General features: G+C 66.7%; 2 protein-coding genes. One reads left to right on the top strand and one right to left on the bottom strand.

Going from position 1 to position 2,985, the window contains the following annotated elements; translation table 11 throughout:
- The first annotated feature begins 408 nt into the window (after positions 1 to 408).
- Positions 409 to 693, top strand: coding sequence for a hypothetical protein (locus AC08OX_RS16595; protein ID WP_023841456.1), 285 nt, complete (start codon positions 409 to 411; stop codon positions 691 to 693).
- A gap of 239 nt (positions 694 to 932) precedes the next feature.
- On the opposite strand, the gene AC08OX_RS16590 is transcribed toward AC08OX_RS16595, so the two are convergent.
- A complete protein-coding gene (locus AC08OX_RS16590; RefSeq protein WP_476608651.1) occupies positions 933 to 2,246 on the bottom strand; it encodes a lipase in 1,314 nt (437 codons plus the stop codon).
- Positions 2,247 to 2,985: the final 739 nt, after the last annotated feature.

The raw sequence follows: 2,985 nt of genomic DNA, 5'->3' as shown, positions 1-2,985 counted from the left end.
TGGGTGAGCCCCCCTGGACGGCGGACTGCGCGCGTCGGGTTTCCTCTTCCCGTTGCCCGATCATTTCTTCCTTCGCCCGGTCCCTCCCCCCTTTCGTTCCTCCTTTCCTCCTTTCCTCTCTTGAGCGGAGCTGGTATCCCGCCGGGCAGGAAGATCGTTCAGGAGGTCAACGCCGGCCATGGGCCACCTATGGGCTTCAGGGATGTGTCGAGCACCCACCGCACCATCGTCGTCCGACGGCTGGTCACCCGCCCGGTCGGCCGCATCCTGCCCGCGGAAACGCCCAGCGGTGCCATTACCGCAAGTAAGTGCTTATTGCGCCATCAGCGAACTACCATCGAGTCTCCGTCGCTCTGGTGCAAGCCTGTCGCCTGTCGGGACCTGAGGTCAGACATAAACGGAGCATCAATGGCATCCGCCACCAGCGTCCACAAGGGTTGGAAGATCTTCTTCACCAGAGAGGAGACCGAGATGGTCGCTAACGGCGTCGACATAGCTGCGATAGTTTCGGCCGTCATACCCGAGCCGGCCACCGCCACGGTGGCGTCAGTGGCCCCGCGAATCCTCGCTTTTTATGCGAATCGCGCTCTCAAAATCAACAAGAGGCTCGGACTCGAGGTCAATATGCCCAGCCCCAATTTCCCCGTCCGCACCGAAACCATCGGGCCCCCGGTGTGGCCTTTCCGAATCTAGGCATGATCAAAAATGGCGGTCGGAACGTCGTCAACACCGTTGATTATCTTGTCTGCACTCCCAGGAGGCGCCGAGATACCTGACCGCCGCTGACGATGAACCGACCATCGCCGGCGATGGGACCGGCGGTAGTCGGGACGCGGGTGGAATGCCACAACCACCCGCGTCCCGACCGGCCGGCCCAGCCCGTCCGGGATCAGGCCGGAGAGCATGGATCGCCCTGGTCCGTCAACTCGCCGCTACTGCTGCACCTGTTGCCGGAACCAGCGGGCGACCGCGGCCGTACCGGCCTTGTTGGAGTCGAGATGACCGACGTTGGGTCCCAGGTTGATGATCGGGACGTCGGCGCCACGTGCCAGGAACGCGGCCTGGCAATGCTCGCTGTTGGCCCGCGGAACCTGATGGTCGGCGCCGCCGACGAAGAGCCGGACCGGCGCCCTCGGGTTCCAGTTCGAACAGGTATGGTCCGCCGCCCACAGCCCCACGGCCAGCCCGTCCCAGGGGTTGCGGAGCAGGTCGAAGCCGTGCGGGGTGAGCAGCTTGCCGGTGGTCGCCGGCAGGCCGGCGAGGATCTGCTCCCCGGTGTGCTTGCCGTCGAAGAGCGTCGCGACCTTCGGATCCTGGAACACCTCCGCGGGCGAGCGGTACAGGTGGTACAGGCGGTTCCAGGAGACGAGGAAGAAGGCGGTGTAGCCGACGCCGAAGGGCCATGCGACCTGCCCGTTCAGCCACGCCGGCAGCTCCACGGAGCGAAGGTCATAGGCTCCGCTGACGGGCGCCAGGGCACCAAGCCGGAACGACGGGTCGGCGCCGGCCCACAGTGCCTTCCCCAGTCCCGTGGCCGCCGAAGCGCCCTGGGAGAACCCGGTGACCAGCACATCCCGTTTGAACTTCCGGCCTTCACGCGCGGCGACGGTGCGCGCCGCACGGAGCAGGTCCAGCGACGCGCTGGTTTCCGAGGGGACATCCAGCCACGGATGGTCACCCGGCCCGACGCCGTAGCCCAGGTAGTCGGGGGCGACCGCAGCGAACCCGGCGGCGGCGTAGGTGAGGGCCGGGGCCTGCCCCCAGGAGTTGGCCTCCAGATCGGTCGCGGTCGACGGGGCGTCCGCGCGGTTGATCTCGGTGCCGTGGGCGTAGGAGACGACCTGCAGCCAGCGGTCCTCGGTGCGCGGCAGCGCCACCAGGCCGCTGGCGGTCGTCCGACGTCCACGGGGGTCGATCGTGTAGTACACGACCCGGTAGGTCCGCACCCCCGACCGGATCACCTCCGGATCGGCGTCGAACCCGGTACCGGCCAGAACCGCCCGCACATACTCCGCCGACAGGACCCGTAGCCGTTTGATGGAGACCACATCCCCGCGGTAGGAGGATGTGTGGTGCCAAGCCGTGGTCGGCCCGGTGGCCGCGGCGGGGTCGATGAGGGCGGTGGTCGTCGCGGTGGCCGTCGTCGCGGTCGTCGCGGCGAGGACGAGCCCGATGACGGTCCGGCGCCGCCGGGAACGCCGTCCCCTCCTCACGATGTCCTGCCGCCCGTGACGTACCAGCCGCACGTGACGTCTCCGCGGCGCGTGGCCTCCTTCCTGGACATGACCCGCTTCCTGCTCGTGACCCATTCCCCGCATGTGACCCATTCCCCGCATGTGACCCATTTCCCGCATGTGACCTCCTTCCCGCACGTGACCAATTTCCCGCACGTGACCAATTTCCCGCACGTGACGCCCCAGTGGCACATGACTTCTTTCCTGCACGTGGCCTCTTTCCTGCATGTGACTTCCTTCCCGCGTGTGCACTGCGATGCCGGTGACGCTAGAAGTGGGCCTGTCGCCACGCCGGTGATCCTAAAAGTGGGCCTGTCCAGGATGAATGCGGTCAGCAGGTCGACCCGGGCGGGGAAAACCACCGCACACGGGCTTCGAACGGCCTACCGGCTTCCGCCAGTGATGACGGCAACCGTGCCGGGGAGATCGAACAGCCGCTCAGGTGTCTTCATCGCGCCCTCTGCCCGCCCGTCGGGTGACCGCCACCTGCTGGCTGCCATCACGCCCTGCCCGGAGGGCCAATGTAGGTGACCTGGTCAGATATCCATCGCTTGATGGGCAGCACCGTCGGCACCGGGAGCACGCTCCCGACACCGACAGTCGTAGTATGATCACACCAAAAGACAGAACATCTATCGATCCACCCCACCCGCCGAGGGTTTCCCCCAGGGCTGCGCGAAGGTCGCGTGGTGTGACGGCCTGTTGCGTTAAGTGGCTATGAATTGGAGTGTCCGGCGGCGGTCTCCGGCGC

It is taken from the genome of Frankia sp. CoBUL1, assembly GCF_978021245.1.
This window is presented reverse-complemented; position numbering and strand designations above follow the sequence as displayed.

What these genes read in the sequence shown, in the direction of transcription:
- AC08OX_RS16595 (WP_023841456.1), top strand. Translation starts at nt 409, where the DNA reads ATGGCATCCGCCACCAGCGTCCACAAGGGTTGGAAGATCTTCTTCACC.